Here is a 1,774-nt window from a genome sequence, read left to right as displayed (position 1 = left end):
GCCTGAACCGTCCGGCCCGGGGCGAGCGGTCCGGGCCGGACGGTTCAGGCCGAGCGGTCCTGCGCGGCGCGTGCGACCTGGTCGAACCTCGCGCTCATGGCCGCCTGGAGCGCCTGAGCGCCCGACAAGGGCCGCACCATCACGGTGAGTCGGTCGATGCGGCCCTCGTCGTCGACGTGGATGATGTCGCACCCCTCGACCTCGCGGTCGTCCACCCGGGCGGTGAACACGAGGACGTGGTCACGGCCGTTCGCGTCATTGACCTCCCGCACATAGCGGAAGTCCTCGAAGACCTCCGCCACCGCGTGCAGGATCGCCCCGGTGACCGGCCTGCCGGTGTAGGGCTTGAAGACGACCGGACTGGAGAAGACGACGTCCTCCGCCAGCAGCGCTTCGGCGGCGTCCATGTCGTGCGCCTCCACGGCCTCACGGAATGCCCGCATCACAGTTCCTCACAGTCGACGGATCACACGGTGGGCACGAGGGTAGCCCCACGGCCGGCTCCCGGGTCCGGCGCCTGCCGTTCGGATCATGCCGCGGACCCGGGGTCCGGCACGCGCACCCGCGGCGTTGCCGTCACCCGCCGGCTCCCCGCTCTCGACCGGGCTCCAGCGGGGGACCCCCTCGTGCCGACCCCCTCCTCCGCCCTGCGTCCGCACGCACCGGGCCCCGCTCACCGGCATCGGACAGGCACCGTCCGTCTCCTGCGTCCTGATCCGAACGGCAGGCCCTAGGCTGGTCCGATGTTCAGCCCCGAGGGCCCCCGCCTGCGCGAACTCGCCGTCCAGATGCTGTCGTCCGTGGAACGCGGATACGACCTCCTCGCGCCGAAGTTCGACCACACCCCCTTCCGCACGCCCGACTCGGTGCTCGAGGCCACCGCCGCGGCGGTGCGGAGGCTGGGACCGTTCGACTCCGGACTCGACCTGTGCTGCGGCACCGGGGCCGGCATGGAGGTTCTGGCGGGGGTGTGCCGCCGGAGCGTCACCGGCGTCGACTTCAGCGCGGGCATGCTCGACGTCGCGCGCGAGCGGACCCGGCCCGGCGGGCCGGCGGCAGCCTGGGTGCGGGCGGACGCGCGGGCGCTGCCGTTCGGGCCGGCCTTCGACCTGGTGGTGAGCTTCGGGGCGTTCGGCCACTTCCTGCCGCGTGAACTGCCGGGGCTGTTCACCCAGGTCCACCGCGTACTGCGGCCCGGGGGGCGGTTCGCCTTCCCGGTGGTCGCCCCGCCCCGGCCGGGCTCCCTCGTGTACGGGATGTTCCTGGTCTTCGACGCGGCGATGCGGGTGCGCAACGCGGTGTGGCGTCCGCCGTTCGTCATGTACTACCGGTCCCTGCGCTTCGGTGCCCTCCGGCGCGAACTGGACCGGGCCGGATTCCGGGTCGCACTCCACCCGCTGCCCGAGTTCGGACGGCGGCCGGACGGCAGCCCCCGGGTCCGTCTGGTCGTCGCCGAGCGGCCCGCGGAGCGGGAGGCCGCCCGCGGGCCGTCCGCCGTGCGGGTCAGACCGCGGCGGGCAGGGTGAACTCGTAGACCAGCACGTCCTGCTGGGCGTCCACGATCAGCTCGGTGATCTCCAGCGGCCGGGCGTACTGGTCGTGCACCCGCCGGGTGACCCGGACGGACGGGGTACCGGCGATCCGGGCGATCGTGTCGCGGTGGTGCAGCGTCAGCCCGGCGCCGCGCAGCCAGTCGTAGGCCCGCCGCAGCTCCGCGGGGGTGGTGCCGCCGGCCCGGCCGCGGTAGCGGGCCAGCTCCTCGACCTCGGTGAGC

At 74.1% G+C, this 1,774-nt stretch carries 2 protein-coding genes and 1 pseudogene; 1 reads left to right on the top strand and 2 read right to left on the bottom strand.

Translation table 11 applies throughout. From position 1 onward, the window contains the following. Nucleotides 1-44: 44 nt before the first annotated feature. Nucleotides 45-443, bottom strand: a complete 399-nt coding sequence (locus tag AOK18_RS29680; protein WP_055696304.1) for a nuclear transport factor 2 family protein — start codon at nt 441-443, stop codon at nt 45-47. A gap of 300 nt (nt 444-743) precedes the next feature. Here AOK18_RS29680 and AOK18_RS29675 point away from each other — a divergent pair, with 300 nt between their 5' ends. Then, nucleotides 744-1,526 carry a class I SAM-dependent methyltransferase gene (locus AOK18_RS29675; protein WP_055696303.1) on the top strand — a complete coding sequence of 261 codons (783 nt, stop codon included), beginning with the start codon at nt 744-746 and terminating at the stop codon, nt 1,524-1,526. On the opposite strand, the pseudogene AOK18_RS29670 reads toward AOK18_RS29675, so the two are convergent. Next, a pseudogene (locus AOK18_RS29670) lies at nt 1,504-1,774 on the bottom strand (GntR family transcriptional regulator); the annotation flags it as partial. The gene AOK18_RS29675 and the pseudogene AOK18_RS29670 sit on opposite strands and share 23 nt — an antisense overlap.

Origin of the sequence: Streptomyces prasinopilosus (assembly GCF_001419695.1) — a bacterium.
Lineage (GTDB): Bacteria > Actinomycetota > Actinomycetes > Streptomycetales > Streptomycetaceae > Streptomyces > Streptomyces prasinopilosus.
Note: the sequence above shows the minus strand (reverse complement) of the source record. Positions and strands in the feature narration are given on the sequence as shown.